The organism is Serratia sp. CY38905 (genome assembly GCF_052168875.1).
Taxonomy (GTDB): Bacteria; Pseudomonadota; Gammaproteobacteria; order Enterobacterales; family Enterobacteriaceae; genus Serratia; species Serratia sarumanii.
Genome location: NZ_JBJNLV010000003.1, coordinates 238,634 through 256,986, shown reverse-complemented (window position 1 = coordinate 256,986; position 18,353 = coordinate 238,634). Strand labels below are relative to the sequence as shown.

Annotated in this window: 19 protein-coding genes; 13 read left to right on the top strand and 6 right to left on the bottom strand. The window is 62.7% G+C overall.

Going from position 1 to position 18,353, the window contains the following annotated elements:
* Window positions 1-163 precede the first annotated feature (163 nt).
* Complete coding sequence (sixA, locus tag ACJ8MK_RS10715; RefSeq protein ID WP_004936230.1) at window positions 164-646, top strand: phosphohistidine phosphatase SixA; 483 nt, start codon at window positions 164-166, stop codon at window positions 644-646.
* Between the two features lie 67 nt (window positions 647-713).
* Here the strand turns inward: sixA and smrB are convergent, their stop codons facing one another.
* Window positions 714-1,244, bottom strand: coding sequence for an endonuclease SmrB (gene smrB / locus ACJ8MK_RS10710; protein ID WP_004936226.1), 531 nt, complete (start codon window positions 1,242-1,244; stop codon window positions 714-716).
* Between the two features lie 170 nt (window positions 1,245-1,414).
* Here smrB and prmB point away from each other — a divergent pair, with 170 nt between their 5' ends.
* From prmB to ACJ8MK_RS10680, 6 genes are all read left to right on the top strand, one after another.
* Window positions 1,415-2,347, top strand: a complete 933-nt coding sequence (gene prmB, locus ACJ8MK_RS10705; protein WP_028127753.1) for a 50S ribosomal protein L3 N(5)-glutamine methyltransferase — start codon at window positions 1,415-1,417, stop codon at window positions 2,345-2,347.
* 65 nt (window positions 2,348-2,412) lie between these two features.
* Window positions 2,413-3,498, top strand: coding sequence for a chorismate synthase (gene aroC, locus ACJ8MK_RS10700; RefSeq protein WP_033635387.1), 1,086 nt, complete (start codon window positions 2,413-2,415; stop codon window positions 3,496-3,498).
* 5 nt (window positions 3,499-3,503) lie between these two features.
* Window positions 3,504-4,331 (top strand): penicillin-insensitive murein endopeptidase, encoded by an 828-nt coding sequence (mepA, locus tag ACJ8MK_RS10695; protein WP_039564926.1) that lies wholly within the window; start codon window positions 3,504-3,506, stop codon window positions 4,329-4,331.
* A 3-nt stretch (window positions 4,332-4,334) separates the two neighbouring features.
* Complete coding sequence (locus ACJ8MK_RS10690; protein ID WP_033635385.1) at window positions 4,335-5,141, top strand: sulfite exporter TauE/SafE family protein; 807 nt, start codon at window positions 4,335-4,337, stop codon at window positions 5,139-5,141.
* Between the two features lie 80 nt (window positions 5,142-5,221).
* On the top strand, window positions 5,222-5,779 hold the full coding sequence (locus ACJ8MK_RS10685; RefSeq protein ID WP_033648082.1) for an elongation factor P hydroxylase: 558 nt from the start codon (window positions 5,222-5,224) through the stop codon (window positions 5,777-5,779).
* A gap of 32 nt (window positions 5,780-5,811) precedes the next feature.
* The gene (locus tag ACJ8MK_RS10680; protein ID WP_016926855.1) at window positions 5,812-6,093 is read left to right on the top strand and encodes a YfcL family protein; all 282 of its coding nucleotides are present in this window, start codon (window positions 5,812-5,814) and stop codon (window positions 6,091-6,093) included.
* A 41-nt stretch (window positions 6,094-6,134) separates the two neighbouring features.
* Here ACJ8MK_RS10680 and mnmC read toward each other — a convergent pair whose 3' ends face one another.
* Complete coding sequence (gene mnmC / locus ACJ8MK_RS10675; protein WP_442517732.1) at window positions 6,135-8,156, bottom strand: bifunctional tRNA (5-methylaminomethyl-2-thiouridine)(34)-methyltransferase MnmD/FAD-dependent 5-carboxymethylaminomethyl-2-thiouridine(34) oxidoreductase MnmC; 2,022 nt, start codon at window positions 8,154-8,156, stop codon at window positions 6,135-6,137.
* Between the two features lie 170 nt (window positions 8,157-8,326).
* On the opposite strand from mnmC, the gene fabB reads away from it, so the two are divergent.
* Window positions 8,327-9,547 carry a beta-ketoacyl-ACP synthase I gene (gene fabB / locus ACJ8MK_RS10670; RefSeq protein ID WP_060438444.1) on the top strand — a complete coding sequence of 407 codons (1,221 nt, stop codon included), beginning with the start codon at window positions 8,327-8,329 and terminating at the stop codon, window positions 9,545-9,547.
* 212 nt (window positions 9,548-9,759) lie between these two features.
* On the top strand, window positions 9,760-9,981 hold the full coding sequence (locus tag ACJ8MK_RS10665) for a hypothetical protein (RefSeq protein WP_004936201.1): 222 nt from the start codon (window positions 9,760-9,762) through the stop codon (window positions 9,979-9,981).
* Window positions 9,982-10,043: 62 nt separating this feature from the next.
* On the opposite strand, the gene apbE is transcribed toward ACJ8MK_RS10665, so the two are convergent.
* Window positions 10,044-11,075: an FAD:protein FMN transferase ApbE gene (gene apbE, locus ACJ8MK_RS10660; protein ID WP_060438445.1), complete on the bottom strand. Its 1,032-nt coding sequence runs from the start codon at window positions 11,073-11,075 to the stop codon at window positions 10,044-10,046.
* 154 nt (window positions 11,076-11,229) lie between these two features.
* On the opposite strand from apbE, the gene ACJ8MK_RS10655 reads away from it, so the two are divergent.
* Entirely contained in the window at window positions 11,230-12,342 is a 1,113-nt protein-coding gene (locus tag ACJ8MK_RS10655) for an SLC13 family permease (protein WP_074026925.1), read from the top strand.
* Here ACJ8MK_RS10655 and pepT read toward each other — a convergent pair.
* Complete coding sequence (gene pepT / locus ACJ8MK_RS10650) at window positions 12,339-13,586, bottom strand: peptidase T (RefSeq protein WP_103772918.1); 1,248 nt, start codon at window positions 13,584-13,586, stop codon at window positions 12,339-12,341. The two genes, ACJ8MK_RS10655 and pepT, sit on opposite strands and share 4 nt — an antisense overlap.
* Window positions 13,587-13,803: 217 nt before the next feature.
* Here pepT and ACJ8MK_RS10645 point away from each other — a divergent pair, with 217 nt between their 5' ends.
* Window positions 13,804-14,700 carry an endonuclease/exonuclease/phosphatase family protein gene (locus ACJ8MK_RS10645; protein ID WP_033648077.1) on the top strand — a complete coding sequence of 299 codons (897 nt, stop codon included), beginning with the start codon at window positions 13,804-13,806 and terminating at the stop codon, window positions 14,698-14,700.
* 27 nt (window positions 14,701-14,727) lie between these two features.
* On the opposite strand, the gene pdxR is transcribed toward ACJ8MK_RS10645, so the two are convergent.
* Window positions 14,728-16,161: a MocR-like pyridoxine biosynthesis transcription factor PdxR gene (gene pdxR / locus ACJ8MK_RS10640; protein WP_442517731.1), complete on the bottom strand. Its 1,434-nt coding sequence runs from the start codon at window positions 16,159-16,161 to the stop codon at window positions 14,728-14,730.
* Between the two features lie 93 nt (window positions 16,162-16,254).
* Between pdxR and ACJ8MK_RS10635 the strand changes: the two genes are divergently transcribed.
* Window positions 16,255-16,710 carry a rhodanese-like domain-containing protein gene (locus tag ACJ8MK_RS10635; protein ID WP_033635375.1) on the top strand — a complete coding sequence of 152 codons (456 nt, stop codon included), beginning with the start codon at window positions 16,255-16,257 and terminating at the stop codon, window positions 16,708-16,710.
* Between the two features lie 4 nt (window positions 16,711-16,714).
* On the opposite strand, the gene flk is transcribed toward ACJ8MK_RS10635, so the two are convergent.
* Window positions 16,715-17,743, bottom strand: coding sequence for a flagella biosynthesis regulator Flk (flk, locus tag ACJ8MK_RS10630; RefSeq protein ID WP_103772916.1), 1,029 nt, complete (start codon window positions 17,741-17,743; stop codon window positions 16,715-16,717).
* Window positions 17,744-17,948: 205 nt separating this feature from the next.
* Here flk and ACJ8MK_RS10625 point away from each other — a divergent pair, with 205 nt between their 5' ends.
* Window positions 17,949-18,311, top strand: coding sequence for a hypothetical protein (locus ACJ8MK_RS10625; protein ID WP_033635372.1), 363 nt, complete (start codon window positions 17,949-17,951; stop codon window positions 18,309-18,311).
* Window positions 18,312-18,353 lie beyond the last annotated feature (42 nt).

The window sequence follows — 18,353 nt, the reverse complement described above, 5'->3', positions numbered from 1 at the left end:
AAACAGCGTTTTCTTTAGGCAAACTTTCAGGCAAAATGCCCGGCCGCCATAAAGAGACGGCGCGTTATCGTTTTAAAGCTTTGGCTTTGGGTTGTAAAACTCGGCGGTACAGCACGCACGGCGTTTCTGTATAGCGTTACTTTGTCAACAACAGCGGTGCAATATGCAAGTTTTGATTATGCGTCACGGAGAGGCGGCGCTCGAGGCAGCCAGCGATGCGGTAAGGCCCCTTACCCTGTGCGGCCGCGACGAGTCCCGTCAGATGGCGGCCTGGTTGAACACCAAGTCTGTGGATATTGAACGCGTGCTGGTCAGCCCCTATCTGCGGGCCGAACAGACGCTGGCGACGGTGCGTGAAGCCTTGACGCTGCCGGAGGGCGAAGAAGTGTTGCCCGAGCTGACGCCGGGCGGCAACGCCGAACAGGTCGGCAGCTATCTGCAGGCGCTGGCGATGCAAGGGGTGAGCTCGGTGCTGATCGTGTCGCACCTGCCGCTGGTGGGCTATCTGGTGGCCGAACTGTGCCCGGGCGAGTGCCCGCCGATGTTCGCGACCTCGGCGATTGCCAACGTCGATCTGCCGGCGGACGGCAGCTACGGCAAGTTTGAATGGCAGGTCAGCCCGTCGCAGGTGATGGCCAAAGTGTGAACCGCGGATGCGGTGCGGAATAAACTCAGGGCGATGTCTGACATCGCCCTGAGTCGTTTCTGCGGGTCTACTCGGCCAGCTCCACCAACAGCAGGATGGCGGCGTTGCCGCCCCATTCCTTCGGCGCCTGATGAAACGCCAGCACGTCGGGATGCTGCGCCAGCCACAGCGGCGTTTGCTGTTTGAGAATGTGCTTGCCGTGCCCGTGCATCACGCAGGCGCAGTGCACGTGTTCGCGTTTGCAGGCGGCGATCAGCGCCCCCAGTTCCTGCTTGGCCTGCAGCTGGGTCAGGCCGTGCAAATCGAGAAACAGCTCCGGCGAGTAATCGCCGCGTCGCAGCTTCTTCAGCTCATACGGGCTGCTGCCGGGGCGCACGTAGCGCGTCGGGCCTTCTTCTTCCAGCTGCGGCTGGTATTCATCTGAAAAATAATAACTGGCATCGACCTGCTCCTGCAGCAGCCGCTGCGGGGCAATCTGTTTGACCTTGGGCTTCGGCGGGCGGTGGACGATGGTGTCCTGGCGCAGCTTTTTCGCGCCCGCCACCGACTCTCTGAAGAGCTGTTGTTCGTCTTTGCTCAGAGGGGGCTTGTTCTTCATGCTTCATTCACCGGAAATCGTTTATTTCGCTAGTTTACCTTGTGAATGAGCGCTGTCGACGCAAAACTCGGGCCAGAGTGAAAAGCGCGAGGGGCAAGCGTGATTTGTCGCGGGCTTCATGGCAAACTATGCGGCTAAATCATGAAACACAGCGCCTGCCGGAGGGCAAATTGGACAAAATTTTCGTCGACGAAGCAGTGAACGAACTGCACACCATTCAAGATATGCTGCGCTGGACGGTAAGCCGCTTCAACGCCGCCAATATCTATTATGGTCACGGAACCGATAATCCGTGGGACGAAGCGGTGCAATTGGTGCTGCCAAGCCTGTTCCTGCCGTTGGATATTCCGGAGGACATGCACACCGCCCGTCTGACCTCCAGCGAGCGCCATCGCATCGTTGAGCGCGTGATCCGCCGCGTCAACGAGCGCATCCCGGTCGCCTACCTGACCAACAAGGCCTGGTTCTGCGGCATGGAATTCTACGTCGACGAGCGCGTGCTGGTGCCGCGTTCGCCGATCGGCGAGCTGATCAACGATCGCTTCAGCGCGCTGATCCCACACCCGCCACGCCATATCCTCGACATGTGCACCGGCAGCGGCTGTATCGCCATCGCCTGCGGCTACGCTTTCCCGGAGGCGGAAGTGGACGCGGTGGACATCTCCAGTGAGGTGCTGGCGGTGACCGAGCGCAACATTCAGGCGCACGGCGTCGAACACCAGGTGATCCCGATCCGTTCCGATCTGTTCCGCGATGTTCCCGCGATCCAGTACGATCTGATCGTCACCAACCCGCCGTACGTCGATGCGGAAGACATGTCCGATCTGCCGCAGGAGTTCCGCTTTGAGCCGGAGCTGGGCCTGGCGGCGGGCAGCGACGGCCTGAAGCTGGTGCGCCGCATCCTGGCCTGCGCGCCGGACTACCTGACCGACGACGGCGTGCTGATTTGTGAAGTGGGCAACAGCATGGTACACCTGATGGAACAATATCCGGATATTCCGTTCACCTGGCTGGAGTTCGAAAACGGCGGCGACGGCGTGTTCATGCTGACCAAACAGCAGCTGGTGGATTGCAAGGAACACTTCAGCCTCTATCGCAGCTAAGCCGCATTTTCAAGGCCCGCACGGCGGGCCTCATAACGATAAAAGACTAACGGTAAGGAGCCGTGATGGCAGGAAACAGTATTGGGCAGATTTTCCGCGTCACCACCTTCGGTGAATCTCACGGGGTGGCGCTGGGTTGTATCGTCGACGGCGTGCCGCCCGGCATTCCGCTCACCGAAGCCGATTTGCAACACGATCTGGACCGCCGTCGTCCGGGCACCTCGCGTTATACCACCCAGCGTCGCGAACCGGATCAGGTGCGCATTCTCTCCGGCGTATTCGAAGGCGTGACCACCGGCACCAGCATCGGTCTGATCATTGAAAACACCGATCAGCGCTCGCAAGACTACAGCGCCATCAAAGACGTGTTCCGTCCGGGGCATGCCGACTACACCTACGAACAGAAATACGGCCTGCGCGATTACCGCGGCGGCGGCCGCTCTTCGGCGCGTGAAACCGCCATGCGCGTTGCGGCGGGCGCTATCGCCAAGAAATACCTGCAGCAGAAGTTCGGCGTGCAGGTGCGCGGCTATCTGGCGCAGATCGGCGACGTGACCTGCGAGCTGAAAGACTGGGATCAGGTCGAGCAGAATCCGTTCTTCTGCCCGGATCCGGACAAGCTGGAAGCGCTGGACGAACTGATGCGCGCGCTGAAAAAAGAGGGCGACTCCATCGGCGCCAAGGTCAGCGTGATTGCTGAAAATGTGCCGGTTGGCCTGGGCGAGCCGGTGTTTGACCGCCTCGACGCCGATCTGGCGCACGCGCTGATGAGCATCAACGCAGTGAAAGGCGTGGAGATCGGCGACGGGTTTGCCGTGGTGACCAAGCGCGGCAGCGAAAACCGCGATGAAATCACCCCGGAAGGTTTCCAGAGCAACCATGCCGGCGGCATTCTCGGCGGTATCAGCAGCGGCCAACCGGTGGTGGCGCATCTGGCGCTGAAGCCGACCTCCAGCATCATGGTGCCGGGCCGCACCATCAATCGCCAGGGCGAAGCGGTGGAAATGGTCACCCGCGGCCGCCACGATCCGTGCGTGGGCATCCGCGCCGTGCCGATCGCGGAAGCGATGATGGCGATCGTGCTGATGGATCACCTGCTGCGCCAGCGTGCGCAAAACGGTGATGTGGTTTCCGACGTGCCTCGCTGGTAATCGCCATGAAAAACTGGATGTTGGGCCTGGTGGCCCTGACGGCCTCCGCCTCCGCCATGGCGCTGACGCCGTGGCAGAAAATCGATCATCCGGTGGCCGGCGCGCCGCAGGCGGTGGGCGGTTTCGCCAACGGCTGCGTCATCGGCGCCCAGCCGTTGCCGCTGAACTCACCGAACTACCAGGTGATGCGTACCGACCAGCGCCGCTATTTCGGCCACCCGGATCTGTTGGCGTTCATTCAGCGCCTCAGCAGCCAGGCGAATCAGAAAGCGCTGGGCACGGTGCTGATCGGCGATATGGCGATGCCGGCCGGCGGGCGCTTCAGCAGCGGCCACGCCAGCCACCAGTCGGGGCTCGACGTCGACATCTGGCTGCAGCTGCCGCGCCAACGCTGGAGCGCGCAGCAATTGCTGAAGCCGCAGCCTATCGATCTGGTGTCAAGTGACGGCAAGCAGGTAGTGGCGCGCCAATGGCAGCCGCAGATTGAGTCGCTGATCAAGCTGGCGGCGCAGGATGCGGACGTGACGCGCATCTTCGTCAATCCGGCCATCAAACAGCGTCTGTGTCTGGACGCCGGCGCCGACCGTGCCTGGTTGCACAAGGTGCGGCCGTGGTTCGGTCACCGCGCGCACATGCACGTGCGCCTGCGTTGCCCGGCGGGCAGCCTTGAATGTAAAGAGCAGGATACGCCGCCGCCGGGCGACGGCTGCGGCGCCGAACTGGCGAGCTGGTTCGTGCCGCATCAACCGAACGCCAAACCGGGTAAACCGGTGCCGCCGCCGTTACCGCCGACCTGTCAGGCATTGCTGGATCACCATTTCTCAGCGGAATAACACATGGACTGGTTTGTCATCGGCCCCGAGATGCTCGGGGTGTTGTTTGCGGTAGCGCTGCTGGCGGGGTTTATCGACTCCATCGCCGGCGGCGGCGGGCTGCTGACGGTGCCGGCCCTGCTGGCGGTGGGGGTTCCCCCGGCGCAGGCGCTGGCGACCAACAAACTGCAGTCGGTCGGCGGTTCCTTCTCCGCCAGCCTGTACTTTATTCGTCGGCGGGCGGTGAACCTCAACGACCAGAAGCTGACGATCTTTCTGACGCTGATCGGTTCGATCGCCGGCGCCATTCTGGTGCAGCATATGCGCGCCGATTTGCTGCGGCAGATGTTGCCGCTGCTGGTGATCGGCATCGGCCTCTACTTCCTGCTGATGCCGCGGCTGGGTGAGGAAGATCGTCAACGCCGTCTCGGCGCCTTGCCGTTCGGGCTGGTGGCCGGCGGCTGCGTCGGGTTTTACGACGGCTTCTTCGGCCCCGGCGCCGGATCGTTTTACGCGCTGGCCTATGTGACGCTGTGCGGCTTCAACCTTGCCAAGTCCACGGCGCACGCCAAGGTGCTTAACTTCACCTCCAACGTCGGCGGGTTGGCGCTGTTCATCATCGGCGGCAAGGTGGTGTGGAGCATCGGTCTGGTGATGTTGGTGGGGCAGGTGCTGGGGGCGCGTTTGGGCGCCCACATGGTGCTGACCCGCGGGCAGAAGCTGATTCGGCCGATGATCGTGATCGTCTCGCTGGTGATGAGCCTCAAGCTGCTGTACGACAATCACGGCGCGGAAATTCAGCAGTGGTTGAGCGCCCTGGTGCACGGTTAAAGATGAAGAGAGGGCGCTGCTTACGCGCCCTGTCTTATCGGGTATAATGGCCTCTTTATTTTTGTGGTTATAGAGTTTTTATGTCAGACACACAGACCCGCCATCACTATGAGCAACTGATCGAGATCTTCAATCAATGCTTCAGCGATGACTACAACACCCGCCTGGTGAAGGGCGACGACGAGCCGATCTACCTGCCGGCCGACGACGAACTGCCGTATCACCGCATCGTATTCGCCCACGGCTTCTACGCCAGCGGCCTGCACGAAATCTCGCACTGGTGCATCGCCGGCGAAGCGCGCCGCCAACGGGTGGACTTCGGTTACTGGTATTGCCCGGACGGGCGCGACGCGCAAACCCAGAGTGAATTCGAAGCGGTGGAGATCAAACCGCAGGCGCTGGAGTGGATGTTCTGCGTGGCGGCCGGTTTCCCGTTTAACGTCAGCTGCGACAACCTGAACGGCGACTGCGAGCCGGATCGCATCGCGTTCCAGCGCAAGGTGCGCGACCGGGTATTGGCGCTGCTGGAGCAGGGAATACCCACACGGCCTGCGCGCTTTATTCAGGCGTTGCAATCGTTCTACAATACGCCACCGTTGGCGGCCGAGCATTTTCCGTATCCGGAAGATCTCAACTGACGCCACAGCCCGTTATTTAATGAGGAAATTTGATGATCGCAGAATTCGAAGCGCGCATTTTGGCGCTGATTGATGACATGGTAGAGCACGCCAGCGATGATGAACTGTTTGCCGGTGGCTACCTGCGCGGTCATCTGACGCTGGCGGTGGCCGAAGCGGAAGAGCAGGGCGAGCACACTGCCGAAGCGCTGAAAGCGCGGGTGGAAGAGAGCCTGCACAAAGCGATCGCCGCCGGGGAACTCTCGCCGCCGGATCAGATCCTGGTGCGCGGCATGTGGGAAAACCTTTATCAGGCCGCCACCCCTGCCGCCTGACCGCCATGCCGGGGCGCGCCGCCGCGCCCCTCATTCATGAATTAAACCGTACGTCCTTTCAGCAGCTTCCTCACCCACATCCGATTTGGATTCAACGCCGCCAGCAGGCGCGCGTCGCCCGGCAACGGTTCGCCGAACAGCTGCGCCGCCAGAATTTCCGCCGCCAGCGGCGCCGAGCACAGCCCGCGCGATCCCAACCCGCCGATAGCGAACAGGCCGGGATAGACCGGCGCATCGGCCACGGTTTCGCCGCGCTGGTTTCGCCGCTGCAAATCCTGATACTGCGTCACCGTTGCCTGATAGTCCGGCAGCGCGCCGACCATCGGCAGATGATCGCGGGTGGCGCTGCGCACGCCGCAGCGCGCCTGATGAGCGCTGACGTCCACCTGCTGCGGCCAGGCCTGCTCCGGCAGGCAGCGCAGCAGGCGCTCGCGGTTTTCCTGTTGCTCCTGCTCGCGGTAGTCGGTGGCGGTGTCGCCGCGCTGGTAGCTGGCGCCGATGCAGTGCTGGCCGTTGTTGGCGTTGACCGGCGTCAGGTAGCCGTCGTAGCACAACACCTGCTTCAGTTGACCGAGGGCCGGCGAGGTTGGGATGTGCGACACCTGCCCGCGCACCGCATACAGCGGCAGGGCTTGCGTCGGCGCCAGCTCGGCCAACCGGTGGCCGTTGGCCAGGATCACCGTCGCATGGCGGCGGCTTTCGCCGTGGGCGAAATCGATGCGCCAGCCGTTTTCTTCCTGCGTCAGCCTCTGTGCATCGTGCCGGTATTGGCAGACCAAGCCCTGACGCTGCGCCAGCGCGATAGCGCCGCGCGTCAGCTCGGCCGGGCAGAGCCAGCCGCCCTGCGGGTAGGTGATGCCGCCAAAGCCGGTATCGACGCCGCACAGTTCGCTGAGCGTTTCGCGGTCGGCTGCCGCCGCCAAGGCCTGCGGCCAGTCGGTTTTCAGCATATTGGCGATCTTGGCGCCGCTCTTTTCGTCGTAGGCCAGCTGGCTGACGCCGCACCACTGGTGATCAAAGGCGACGCCTTGTTGCAACAGGGCATCGTATTGGCGGCGGGCGAAAGGAAACGCGGCGCTGAAGAAACTCTCCAGCGCGTCGCCGCTGCCGTTCAGCAGGGGGTAAATCGCCCCCTGACGATTGCCGGATGCGCCCTCGGCCGGCTGCTCGTCGGCGCAGTACAGCGTGACGGTGGCGCCGCGCCGCAATAGGGCCAACGCGGTGAGCGCGCTGGCGACGCCGCCGCCGATCAGAGCGATGTCGGCGGTGTTGTCCGCCGCCGGACGCCGATACCAGGGCGCCGGGTGGGGCGTGGGCTGCGCATCGGCCGGCAGACAGCCGGCGAGCATCTCACGCTTTTGGCCGAAGCCTTTGCAACGGTTGACCTGAAAACCGGCCTGCTGCAAGCCGCGGCGCACGAAGCCGGCGGCGGTAAAGGTGGCGAAGCTGCCTTCCGGCCGGGCGAAACGTGCCATGGCGGCGAACAGTTGCTCGGTCCACATGTCGGGATTTTTGGCCGGTGCGAAGCCGTCGAGGAACCAGGCGTCGACCTGGTTATTCATGCTGGCGTCGAACTGCGGCAGCAGTTCGTTGACGTCGCCGAACCACAGATCGAGCGTAATGCGGCCTTCGGCCAACAGCAGGCGATGGCAGCCCGGCAGCGGCAGCGGCCATTGGGCGCGCAGCTCGTCGGCATAGGGAGCCAGCTCCGGCCAGCGCGCATGCGCCGCCGCCAGATCGGCCTGCTGCAGGGGGAATTTCTCGAAGCTGATAAAGTGCAGGCGTTGCAGCGCGGCGTCCGGCTCGGCCTGGCGGAAGCCCGCGAAGGCCTGCCACAGCGTAAGGAAATTGAGCCCGGTGCCGAAGCCGGTTTCCGCCACCACCAGCAGCGGGCGCGGGTGAGTGGCGAAACGCTGCGGCAGCCGGTTGCCGTGCAGAAAGACATAGCGGGTTTCTTCCAGCCCATCCTGATTGGAAAAATAGACGTCATCAAACTGTTTCGAAACAGGTGTACCCTGTTCGTTCCAGGTTAGCGTTGCGGTTTGGATGGGGGCGTGGTTCACGGTCAATAGCTCGAAATTCAAGGGATGCCGCGAATTCTAACGGCGCTGGCGCCCTGGCGCAAACTGGACAACAATAAAGCTGAAAAACGCTGATCGGACTTGTTCGGCTTACATCTGTACGCTAAAGTGCGATGCAAAATCCCGTAGGTAAATAGTGGAAGAGGTATTGAATGAAACGTGCAGTGATTACTGGCCTGGGAGTTGTCTCCAGCATTGGTAATAACCAGCAGGAGGTCCTGGCGAGCCTGCAGGAAGGACGTTCTGGGATCACTTTCTCCCAGGAGCTGAAAGATTCCGGCATGCGTAGTCACGTATGGGGGCAAGTTAAGCTCGACACGACCGGCCTGATCGACCGCAAGGTGGTGCGTTTCATGAGCGATGCTTCCATCTATGCCTTCCTGGCGATGCAAGAAGCGATCGCTTCTTCCGGCCTGAAGGAAGAAGAGTATCAAAACAACCCGCGCGTGGGCCTGATCGCCGGTTCCGGCGGTGGTTCTCCGCGCTTCCAGGTGTTCGGCGCCGATGCGATGCGCAGCCCGCGCGGCCTGAAAGCGGTTGGCCCATACGTGGTCACCAAAGCTATGGCTTCCGGCGTTTCCGCCTGCCTGGCGACGCCGTTCAAAATCCACGGCGTGAACTACTCCATCAGCTCCGCTTGCGCGACCTCCGCACACTGCATCGGTAACGCGGTTGAGCAAATCCAGCTGGGCAAACAGGACATCGTGTTCGCCGGCGGCGGCGAAGAGCTGTGCTGGGAAATGGCCTGCGAGTTCGACGCGATGGGCGCGCTGTCCACCAAGTACAACGACACGCCGGAAAAAGCCTCCCGTACTTACGACGCCGATCGTGACGGTTTCGTCATCGCCGGCGGCGGCGGTATGGTGGTGGTTGAAGAACTGGAACACGCGCTGGCGCGCGGTGCGCACATCTACGCGGAAATCGTTGGCTACGGCGCAACGTCTGACGGCGCCGACATGGTAGCGCCATCGGGCGAAGGCGCGGTGCGCTGCATGAAGATGGCGATGCAGGATCTGGATGCGCCGATCGACTACATCAACGTGCACGGCACCTCCACGCCGGTGGGCGACGTGAAAGAGCTGGGCGCGATTCGCGAAGTGTTCGGCGACAATACCCCGGCTATCTCCTCCACCAAGGCGATGACCGGTCACTCGCTGGGCGCCGCAGGCGTGCAGGAAGCGATCTACAGCCTGCTGATGCTGGAGCACGGCTTTATCGCGCCGAGCATCAACATCGACACTCTGGATGAGCAGGCGGCCGGCATGAACATCGTGACTCAGCCGACTCAGCGCGAGCTGACCACCGTGATGTCCAACAGCTTCGGCTTCGGCGGCACCAACGCCACCCTGGTGATGCGCAAACTGGCGAAATAATCCCTCCTGAGTCTCACCTCGCTATCAAGCCCGCGTTTTCGCGGGCTTTTTACTGGCCGAAGCCCGCCGGCCGGGCGTTCGGAGTTTTCCCAAATCACATCCCCTGACACATCATTACCTCGCCATTACACGCGTTGGGCATACAATAGCCGGGTAGCGTGATTATCGTTCGGCGTAGTTTTCCAAAGTGATCGAACATTGAGGCACGAAGTATGAAAAAGTTAATTGCGGTTGGGTTACTGTCGGCCGTGTTGGCCGGATGTGCCACCGATTCTCCCTGCGTGCCGGTCTACGATGACCAGGGGCGCCTGGTGCACACCAACACCTGCATGAAGGGCACCACTCAGGATAACTGGGAAACCGCGGGTGCGATCGCCGGCGGCGCGGCGGCGGTTGCCGGCCTGACTCTCGGCATCATCGCGCTGACCAAGTGATTGGCGCAGCGCCTGCGGGCGCATGCAACCAGCCCGGCCATCGCGCGCCGGGCTTTTTAATTTCACTGCACCAAAAACGCCTTGAACTGCGGCGTCATCACGGCGCTGAAACCGTCGTCGGTTTTGCTGATCAGGTAGACCGCCAGCCCTTTCTCTTCGGCAAGTTTCAACGCTTTCTCCGTGCCCAGAACCATCAGGCCGGTATCCCAGCCGTCGGCCTCGAGCGCGGTGGGGGCGATCACCGTGGCGGAAACCAGGCGGTGGTTGATCGGCCTGCCGGTGGTCGGATCGATGACATGGGAGTAGCGCTGGCCGTTTTGTTCGAAGTAGTTGCGGTAGCTGCCGGCGGTGCTGATGCCGTAACCGTGCAGATCCACCAGCGCCTGCACCGCATTTTCACGGTCGGTCGGCTTTTGGATCGCCACCCGCCAGGGTTTGCCCTGGCCGTTGACGCCGCGTGAAGAGACCGCGCCGCCGACCGACACCAGGTAGTTGGTAATGCCGTTGCGGTTCATCAGGCGCACCAGTTCATCGGCGCCGTAGCCTTCGCCCAGCGTCGAGAGATCGACATACATGTCCGGCAGATCTTTTTGCAGCCACTCCCCGCGATTGTCGCTGATCAGCTTCAGGTGCTGCAGGCCGGTGCGCTGCTTCGCCGCGTCGATCTGCGCCTGTTCCGGCACTTTGACCGGGTGCTTGTCGGGGCCGAACCCCCACAGGTTCACCAGTGGGCCGACGGTGATGTCCATGGCGCCGCCGGTATCGCGGCCGATGCGCTGGGCCATCAGCACGATGTCTGCCATGCCACGCGGGATCGGCTGCGGTTCGAGGCCGGTGCTGCGGTTAAATTGCGACAGCACCGAGTCAGCGCGGTAGGTGGAGATATCGTCGTTGGCCCGTTCGAGCACCGCGTCGATCTGCCGCTGCAGTTCTTGCTTGCCGATCGCGACGTCACCGCTGACTTTAACGCTGTAGAAGGTGCCCATGGTCTTGCCGTCGATATCGATTTGCGGGCGGGAGGCGGCATCGTCGCAGGCGGCGAGCAGGGCGCATAAGGCGCTGAGCAACGCTCCTTTGGCGAACAGGGAAGCCATAACATGTCCTTTGAAAACGAGAAAGCCGCTACAAATAAAGTAAAGCGCGGCAAATGGAAAGCGGATAAAGGTAAAATAGCATTTTGCTGGCGTAGATGCCGCGCCTGAGCTAACGTCTCGCTCATGCTTTTCGCTGAGGTTTCAAGCTGCCACCATGAGTTCAACCGCCATTTCCCGGCTTATCCACCCCTTTGTCAAAGACCGTTTCCTGCACGTGCTGTTGCTGGCCGGCGCAGCGATGTTCGCCTTTGATCCGCAGCCGCTGGCGGCGCTGGGCGGTTTCATCGATGGCCGCACCCTCATTACTCTGCTGGGGCTGATGCTGCTGACCAAAGGCGTCGAGGTCAGCGGCTACTTCGACTTCGTTGGCCGCAAGATTATCAACCGGTTGCACAGCGAACGGCGGCTGGCGCTGTTCCTGGTGTTTTCTGCCGCGCTGCTGTCGTCGTTTCTGACCAACGACGTGGCGCTGTTTATCGTCATTCCGCTCACCATCACGCTGAAAAAGCTGTCGGCGCTGCCGGTTGGCCGTTTGATCATCTTTCAGGCGCTGGCGGTGAACGCCGGTTCGCTGCTGACGCCGATCGGCAACCCGCAAAATATCCTGCTGTGGAGCCGCTCCGGCCTTTCTTTCCTCGGCTTCATCGGCCAGATGGCGCCGTTTGGCGCCGCGATGATGCTGAGCCTGCTGGCGTTGACCTGGTTCAGCTTCCCGGCGCGCGACATCGTGAAAACGCCGAATACCGAGGGCTACCCCTATCAACGGCCGCTGTTGCTGAGCTGCGTGGGGCTGTATGCGATCTTCCTGCTGTGCCTGGATATCGGCCTGCCGCTGTATGGGCTGCTGGCGGTGTTCGCCGGCTTTTTGTTGCTGGCGCGCCGGGTGCTGTTGCAGATCGACTGGAGTCTGATTTTTGTGTTCGCCGCCATGTTTATCGATGTTGGCCTGTTTACCCGCCTGCCGCCGCTTCAGCCGGCGTTTGCCGCCATCGCCGGGCTGAGCGACGGTGGGGTGTATGCGTTGGGCGTTGGGCTGTCGCAGATCGTCAGCAACGTGCCGGCCACCATTTTGCTGCTCAACTATGCGCCCTCCAGCACGCAATTGGCCTATGCGGTCAATGCCGGCGGCTTCGGGTTGGCGATCGGATCGCTCGCCAACCTGATTGCGCTGCGCATGGCGGGGGAGCGCAAGATCTGGTTGCGCTTCCACTATTACTCGCTGCCGCTGCTGGCGTGGGCCGCGCTGGTCGGCTGGCTATTGAGCTAACTCTGATTACCGCTCTGCCGGGCGGCCAGCAGGCAAATGCTGCGGGTCACCTGGTAGGATTTCACGAAGGCGCTGACGGGTAAAAACTCGAAGCGCGAGTGGAAGTTATGCGCGCCGGTGAAGTAATTGGGCGTCAGGATGCCGCGGCTCGAGAGCGCCGCGCCGTCGGTGCCGCCGCGCATCGGGATCACCTTCGGCGGGATGCCGTGGGCGGCAAGGGCGCCGAAGATCAGATCGATGGCGCGCCGATCTTCGCCGATGGCGTTGCTGATGTTGCTGTAGATGTCGCTGATGCTGCAGCTGACGTTGGCGCGCGGATAGCCAGCCGCCACCTGACGCACCGTCTCCTCAAGGCGGGCTTTGCGCGCCTCGAACGCCGCGCTATCGAAGTCGCGAATCGACACCTTCAGCGTCGCCTGATTGGCATTGGCGGCCAGATCGGTGAACCAGAAATAGCCCTCGCGCCCGTCGGTGTGTTCCGGGGTATCCTGCACGTCGAAGCGGTTGATGATGTCGTTGGCGATACGTATCGGGTTGATTAACACGTTTTTCGCCGACATCGGGTGCGCGGTCACCCCCTCGATGCGGATTTCCGCCGCCGCCGCGTTGAAATTCTCGTAAACCACTTCACCCAGTTCGCAGCAGTCGATGGTGTAGGCGAAATCGACGGGGAAACGCTGCAGATCCAGCGCCTTGGCGCCGCGCAGGCCGATCTCTTCATCCGGCACGAACGCCACCACGATATCGCCGTGGCGATCGGCGGCGGCCAGGTTGGCCAGCAGCGTCATCACCACGGTGACCGCCGCCTTGTTGTCGGCACCCAGCACGCTGGTGCCGTCGCTGAACAGGATCTCTTCGTTGCGGTAGGGCAGGATCTCCGGGTGTTCGGCGACCCGCAGCCAGATGTCTTGCTCGGCGTTCAGGCATACATCTTCGCCGGTGAAGCGCAGGCGCTGCGGGCGAATCTCGGGCGACAGGCCGACGTCCACGGTGTCGATATGGGTGATGAAGCCGATGCGCGGCGCGCCGGGCTGGGTGCCGGGCTTGCGGGCGGTGACGGTGGCGTGGTCGTCTATCTGCACGTCGGCCAGGCCTAGCCGGCGCAGCTCTTCCGCCAGCAGCTGCGCCATTTCATGCTGCCCCGGCGTGCTGGGCAGGGTGGTTGCAGCGGCGTTGCTCTGGCTGGTGACCGCCAGGTAGCGGAAGAAACGTTCGGTAAGCTGTTCGGCAATCGGGCTGGTCATCGGAACTCCTCGCGGTTGGCAATCTACCGGTTTTAAAACGAAATCAGCCGTTTGTCCAACGGTGCAATGCGTAAACCGCCAGAATGCGAAGCATCGCGCAGAAACGAAAAATAGCGGTGCAACTAGGAAATAGTCGCAGGTTTCTGCGGCAAAATCGGTGTTAGCTGTGGGTCGGGAAGCGCCTACATAACACTTATCTGTCCCTCAAGGAGAATTCATGCACACCGGTCACGCTCTGCTTATCACCTTACTGTCCCTGGGCATCTCTCACAGCGCCTGGGCCTCTGCCGATGCCGGCCATGCCAACAGCAACGCCAACAGCCGCGAAGTGGCCAGCGCGTTGGGTGGCCTGAAAAATAAAACCTATGAACTGGAGCAGGCGCCGAAGATCCGCGTCGCCAGCTTCAATATCGCCGCCGGCAAGGTCAGCGACATGACCGCCATCGCCAAGGCAATTCGCGCGATGAACGTCGACGTGGTGGCGCTGCAAGAGGTGGATAAACTCACCGCCCGCAGCGGCCGGGTCGATCAGGCGGCGGAGCTGGCGAAGCTGACCGGCATGCAGGCGGTGTTTGGCCGGGCGATCGATCACGACGGCGGCGAATATGGCTTGGCGTTTCTCTCGAAGTATCCGCTGCACGATGCCGTGATCTATCCGCTGCCGTCCGGCCAGCGCGAACAGCGCATCGCCTTCAGCGCCAAGGTCGACGTGCCGGAGTTCCCGGCGCCGATCACCCTGTTCAACGCCCACCTCGATACCAAGGAAGATCCGACGATGCGCCTGGATCAGGTGCGGGAGCTGAACGATCGTGCCATCGAAGTGCGCGGCATCAAGCTGCTGTTCGGCGATATGAACGATGTGCCGGGCAGCGTGACCTGGCTGGAGCTGAGCCGCTATTGGAACGACATCATGCCTAACGGCCAGGATGGCCGCAGTTGGCCGGCGGAAAACGCCGAGATCAAGGTGGATTACATCTTCACCGGTAACGCGCAGCGCTGGCATCTGGACAGCCTGACGGTGCCGAACGCCAGCGGCGACTGGAACGGCGTGCATTGGCCGGCGGTGAGCGACCACCTGCCGCTGGTGGCGGAGATGCGCCTGACCGAGCAATAAGCGGGTGGGCGTTCTATTGGAGCCGCGCTAAGCCACGGCGATCTGCGCCAGCCGCTCGACGGCGCTGCGGATCTCGCCCGGCGTCAGGGCCGAAAAGCCCAGCAGCCAGCCGTCGCGCTGCGCCTGCGCCGTCTGGTATTGCGCCTTCAGCCCGGGCGTGAGGATGCCGAGCCGCCGCGCCTGTCGGCTGAGCGCCGCCTCCTGGCCGGGCGGCAGCCAGACGCTGAGCTGCAGGCCGCCGGTGGCGGGAGCGGGCGTGGCGAAGTGGCCGAGTTTTTCGCGTACTTCCGCCAGCAACACATCGCGCCGGCTGCGGTAGAGCTGGCGCATGTAGCGGATATGCGCGGCGAAGTGCCCCTGGTGGATGAATTCGGCGGTGACCGCCTGCATCAGCTGCGCGCTGTGGCCGTCATACACCGTACGCGCGGTGACGAACGCTTCAACCAGCGCGGGCGGGGCGATCAGATACGCCAACCGCAGTGAAGGGAACAGCGACTTGGAGAAGGTGCCGAGGTACAGCACTCGGCCACGGCGATCCAGGCCCTGCATCGCCGGTATCGGCAGGCCGTCGTAATGAAACTCGCTGTCGTAATCGTCCTCGATGATCCAGGCCTGTTGCCGCTCTGCCAGCGCCAGCAACGCCAATCGGCGCGCCAGGCTGAGCGCGGCGCCGGTCGGGTATTGGTGTGAGGGGGTCAGATAAATCAAACGTGGGTCCGGCAAGGAGGATTCAGCACGCAGGCCGTCGCCGTCCACCGCGACCGGCGTCAGGGCGGCGCCGGCGCTGATAAAGGCGTTTCTTGCCCCGGTGTAACCCGGCTCTTCCATCCAGACGCTGTCGCCGCTGTCCAGCAGCAACGTGGCGATCAGCTGCAGCGCCTGCTGCGAACTGGTCAGCACGATAATCTGCCGTGCATCGCAGACCACGCCGCGCGTTTGGTTGACGTGGGCGGCAATCGCCTCACGCAGCGGTAAATAGCCCTGCGGGTCGCCGTAGCGCAGCAGGCTTTCTCCCTGTAGCCGCAGGCGCTGTGCGGTCAGTTGCTTCCACAAGGCCAGCGGAAACGCGCGCAGGTCCGGTGAACCGGCGGTGAACGCCTGTGGCTGCTGCGGATCGCGGCAGCCGCCGGTTTGCACGATCTGTTGGCCGCGCTGCGAAAGGCGCGGCATGCCGGAGCCGGCTGCCGGCGGCGGTGATTTGGCGATGGTAATCGCCACAAAGGTGCCCTGGCCGACGCGGCGCTGCAGATATCCCTCCGCCTCCAACTGACCGTAGGCCGCTTCGACGGTCACTCGCGAGAGGCCCAGATCGCTGGCCAGCACCCGGCTGGAAGGCAGGCGTTGCCCAACGTTCAATGCCCCTTGATGGATGGCCTGCCGCAGTGCGCCGCACAGGCGATCGCGCAGCGTGCCGGCGGTGTGGGGCGATTGCTGAAACAGCGTGACCAGCGAGTGTCGCATAATTGGCCTTATGATTTATGGAAAATGGGTATCAATAATAAGACCAAAATGAGGCACTATTGTCATCTGTCTTGATGCACGGGAGTGAGTGGTATGTCGAAAGAATCATTGGTGCTGGCTTTTCCACCGGCGGCGCCGGAAGAGAGCCTGGCTTACCTGGCGGCCAAGCTGAGCCGTTATGCGGATGCCTGGGACGTGGCGGAAGATCTGCGCAACGGCGTGGACGGGATAGTGGTGATCGACACCCGCGCAGAGGCGCTGTACGCCGCCGGGCATATCCCCGGGGCGATCAGCTTGCCGCATCGCCTGATGGATGAAGCCGGCACGGCGCAGCTGGATCGCCAAAAGGTGTATGTGACCTACTGCGACGGCATCGGCTGCAACGGTTCCACCAAAGGCGCCTATAAGCTGGCGAAGCTGGGATTCAGGGTGAAGGAGCTGATCGGCGGGCTGGATTTCTGGCTGCGCGACGGCCATCCGTTGGCCATCGGAGAACAGCCGGGATCGCTGCGCGATCGGGCGGCGGCTGAGGACTGCGGCTGCGCCTGAGGTGTTAAAACACCAGCGCCAGTACGATCGCCAGCGCCACCAGCAGCAGGATCAGCGCCGCGGCAGGCTTGCTGAGCGCTTTTTGCAGCGGCAGCGGCAGGGCGGCGATCAGCGGGTTGAGCAGCGGCTGCGGCTCGACGGGCTGGCTGACGATCGGCTGCGCCTGGCCGGCCTTCTCCAGGCGGCGGGCAAACAGCTGATGAATGGCGTCGCTCATTTGCGGATGCGTCAGAGGCGCATTGGCGCCGCAGTTGAAGCGCGTCTGGCAATAGTCGTTCATCTGCTGCAGCTCTTGCTCGTCCGCCGGCTGCTTGAGCGCCGCCAGCAGATTGTTCAGCGTCGGCGCGCTCTGCGGGCTGAGGGCCACCTTCACCTGCAAAAACTGGTTCAGCAGTTGGAAGTGGCGCGCCGGCAGCGGATCGTTGGTTTTCACGCCCGCCAGATCAAACAGCGTTTGCCAGATTTTAGCCGGCGCTTCGCCGGTGGCGGCGCTGAGTTTGGTGACCTGCTGCAGCAGGCTTTGATGCTCTGCGGGCAGCAGCGGGCGATCGCTGGTGGCGGTTTGCTGCGGCTGGGGAATGGCCAGGCCGCCGGTTTGCAACAGATTCAGCACCTGCTGCAGCTGTGGTGGGCTCAGTTGGCTCAGTACCGTGTGGCCGAACTGCTGGCGAATAAAGTCGCTGACCGCCTGGCGGTTGTTGCCCTGCGGCAGCAATTCGGCCAGCTGTTGCAACAGCTGGCGCCCGGCATGGTTTTGCTGCGCCTGCGTCAGGCGCGTTTGCAGCAGCTGTTCCGCCGGTTGAAAATGACGCGCCAGCAGTTCACCGCCGTTATCGGCGCCGAGATCGTGACGCAGAGTCGCCCAGATCTCCGCCGGCTTTGCCGGGCTGAGCGTCATGATTTTCACGATCAGCTTTTCCAGCGTCGTGCGCTGCGCCGGAGAGAGGGGTTGATCGTCAGTGGCCGCCGTTTTGCCCGGGGAGGGAGGGCGTTCGCCGGCGATTGGGGTGCCCGGCCCACTCAAAGGTTGCATATCACCAGTCCTTCGCTGTGTATCCCCGCAGAATGCCTGGAGGAGAGAATCATCATCGTACCCGGCGAAAAGCGCAGGCTTACCCACTATGATACCTGTAAATCGCCGCCATCAATACCGTCGCTCAGACATTTCTTTACCGACAAAACGTTGCTAATCGCGCCCGCGCCGCTAAGATAGCCCCAGACCCGAACGTGAGGATGGCATGGTTAAACGGCAGCGGATTGCAAAATGGTTTTTATGCCTGGCTTGCCTGGTGGTGCTGACGTGCATGACCCAGCGCATGGCGGGCCTGCATGCGCTGCAGCAAACGCTGGGGATCCCGGCGGCCACTGCCGTTCAGTCCGGTGATACCGCCGCCGAAGCGCAGCCGACGCCCTGTGAGCTGAGCGCCAAGTCATTGCTGGCCGCGCCGCCGGTGATGTTCGAAACCGTGCTGTTCGGGCTGGGTCTGCTGCTGGCGCTGTTGGCGCCGACCATCGCCGCGCGCCTGCGCATTCCTCCTCCCCGCGCCATTTCACCCCCCACCCTCAGGGTGCACCTTCGATTATGCGTCTTCCGTGAATGAGTTAATCGCCCGTTTTTCGCGGTGATTTAATCATTTATGGAG

Coding starts and splice junctions, on each gene's coding strand:
- sixA (WP_004936230.1), top strand. CDS start 164: ATGCAAGTTTTGATTATGCGTCACGGAGAGGCGGCGCTCGAGGCAGCC.
- smrB (WP_004936226.1), bottom strand. CDS start 1,244: ATGAAGAACAAGCCCCCTCTGAGCAAAGACGAACAACAGCTCTTCAGA.
- aroC (WP_033635387.1), top strand. CDS start 2,413: ATGGCAGGAAACAGTATTGGGCAGATTTTCCGCGTCACCACCTTCGGT.
- mepA (WP_039564926.1), top strand. CDS start 3,504: ATGAAAAACTGGATGTTGGGCCTGGTGGCCCTGACGGCCTCCGCCTCC.
- ACJ8MK_RS10690 (WP_033635385.1), top strand. CDS start 4,335: ATGGACTGGTTTGTCATCGGCCCCGAGATGCTCGGGGTGTTGTTTGCG.
- ACJ8MK_RS10685 (WP_033648082.1), top strand. CDS start 5,222: ATGTCAGACACACAGACCCGCCATCACTATGAGCAACTGATCGAGATC.
- ACJ8MK_RS10680 (WP_016926855.1), top strand. CDS start 5,812: ATGATCGCAGAATTCGAAGCGCGCATTTTGGCGCTGATTGATGACATG.
- fabB (WP_060438444.1), top strand. CDS start 8,327: ATGAAACGTGCAGTGATTACTGGCCTGGGAGTTGTCTCCAGCATTGGT.
- ACJ8MK_RS10665 (WP_004936201.1), top strand. CDS start 9,760: ATGAAAAAGTTAATTGCGGTTGGGTTACTGTCGGCCGTGTTGGCCGGA.
- apbE (WP_060438445.1), bottom strand. CDS start 11,075: ATGGCTTCCCTGTTCGCCAAAGGAGCGTTGCTCAGCGCCTTATGCGCC.
- ACJ8MK_RS10655 (WP_074026925.1), top strand. CDS start 11,230: ATGAGTTCAACCGCCATTTCCCGGCTTATCCACCCCTTTGTCAAAGAC.
- pepT (WP_103772918.1), bottom strand. CDS start 13,586: ATGACCAGCCCGATTGCCGAACAGCTTACCGAACGTTTCTTCCGCTAC.
- ACJ8MK_RS10645 (WP_033648077.1), top strand. CDS start 13,804: ATGCACACCGGTCACGCTCTGCTTATCACCTTACTGTCCCTGGGCATC.
- pdxR (WP_442517731.1), bottom strand. CDS start 16,161: ATGCGACACTCGCTGGTCACGCTGTTTCAGCAATCGCCCCACACCGCC.
- ACJ8MK_RS10635 (WP_033635375.1), top strand. CDS start 16,255: ATGTCGAAAGAATCATTGGTGCTGGCTTTTCCACCGGCGGCGCCGGAA.
- flk (WP_103772916.1), bottom strand. CDS start 17,743: ATGCAACCTTTGAGTGGGCCGGGCACCCCAATCGCCGGCGAACGCCCT.
- ACJ8MK_RS10625 (WP_033635372.1), top strand. CDS start 17,949: ATGGTTAAACGGCAGCGGATTGCAAAATGGTTTTTATGCCTGGCTTGC.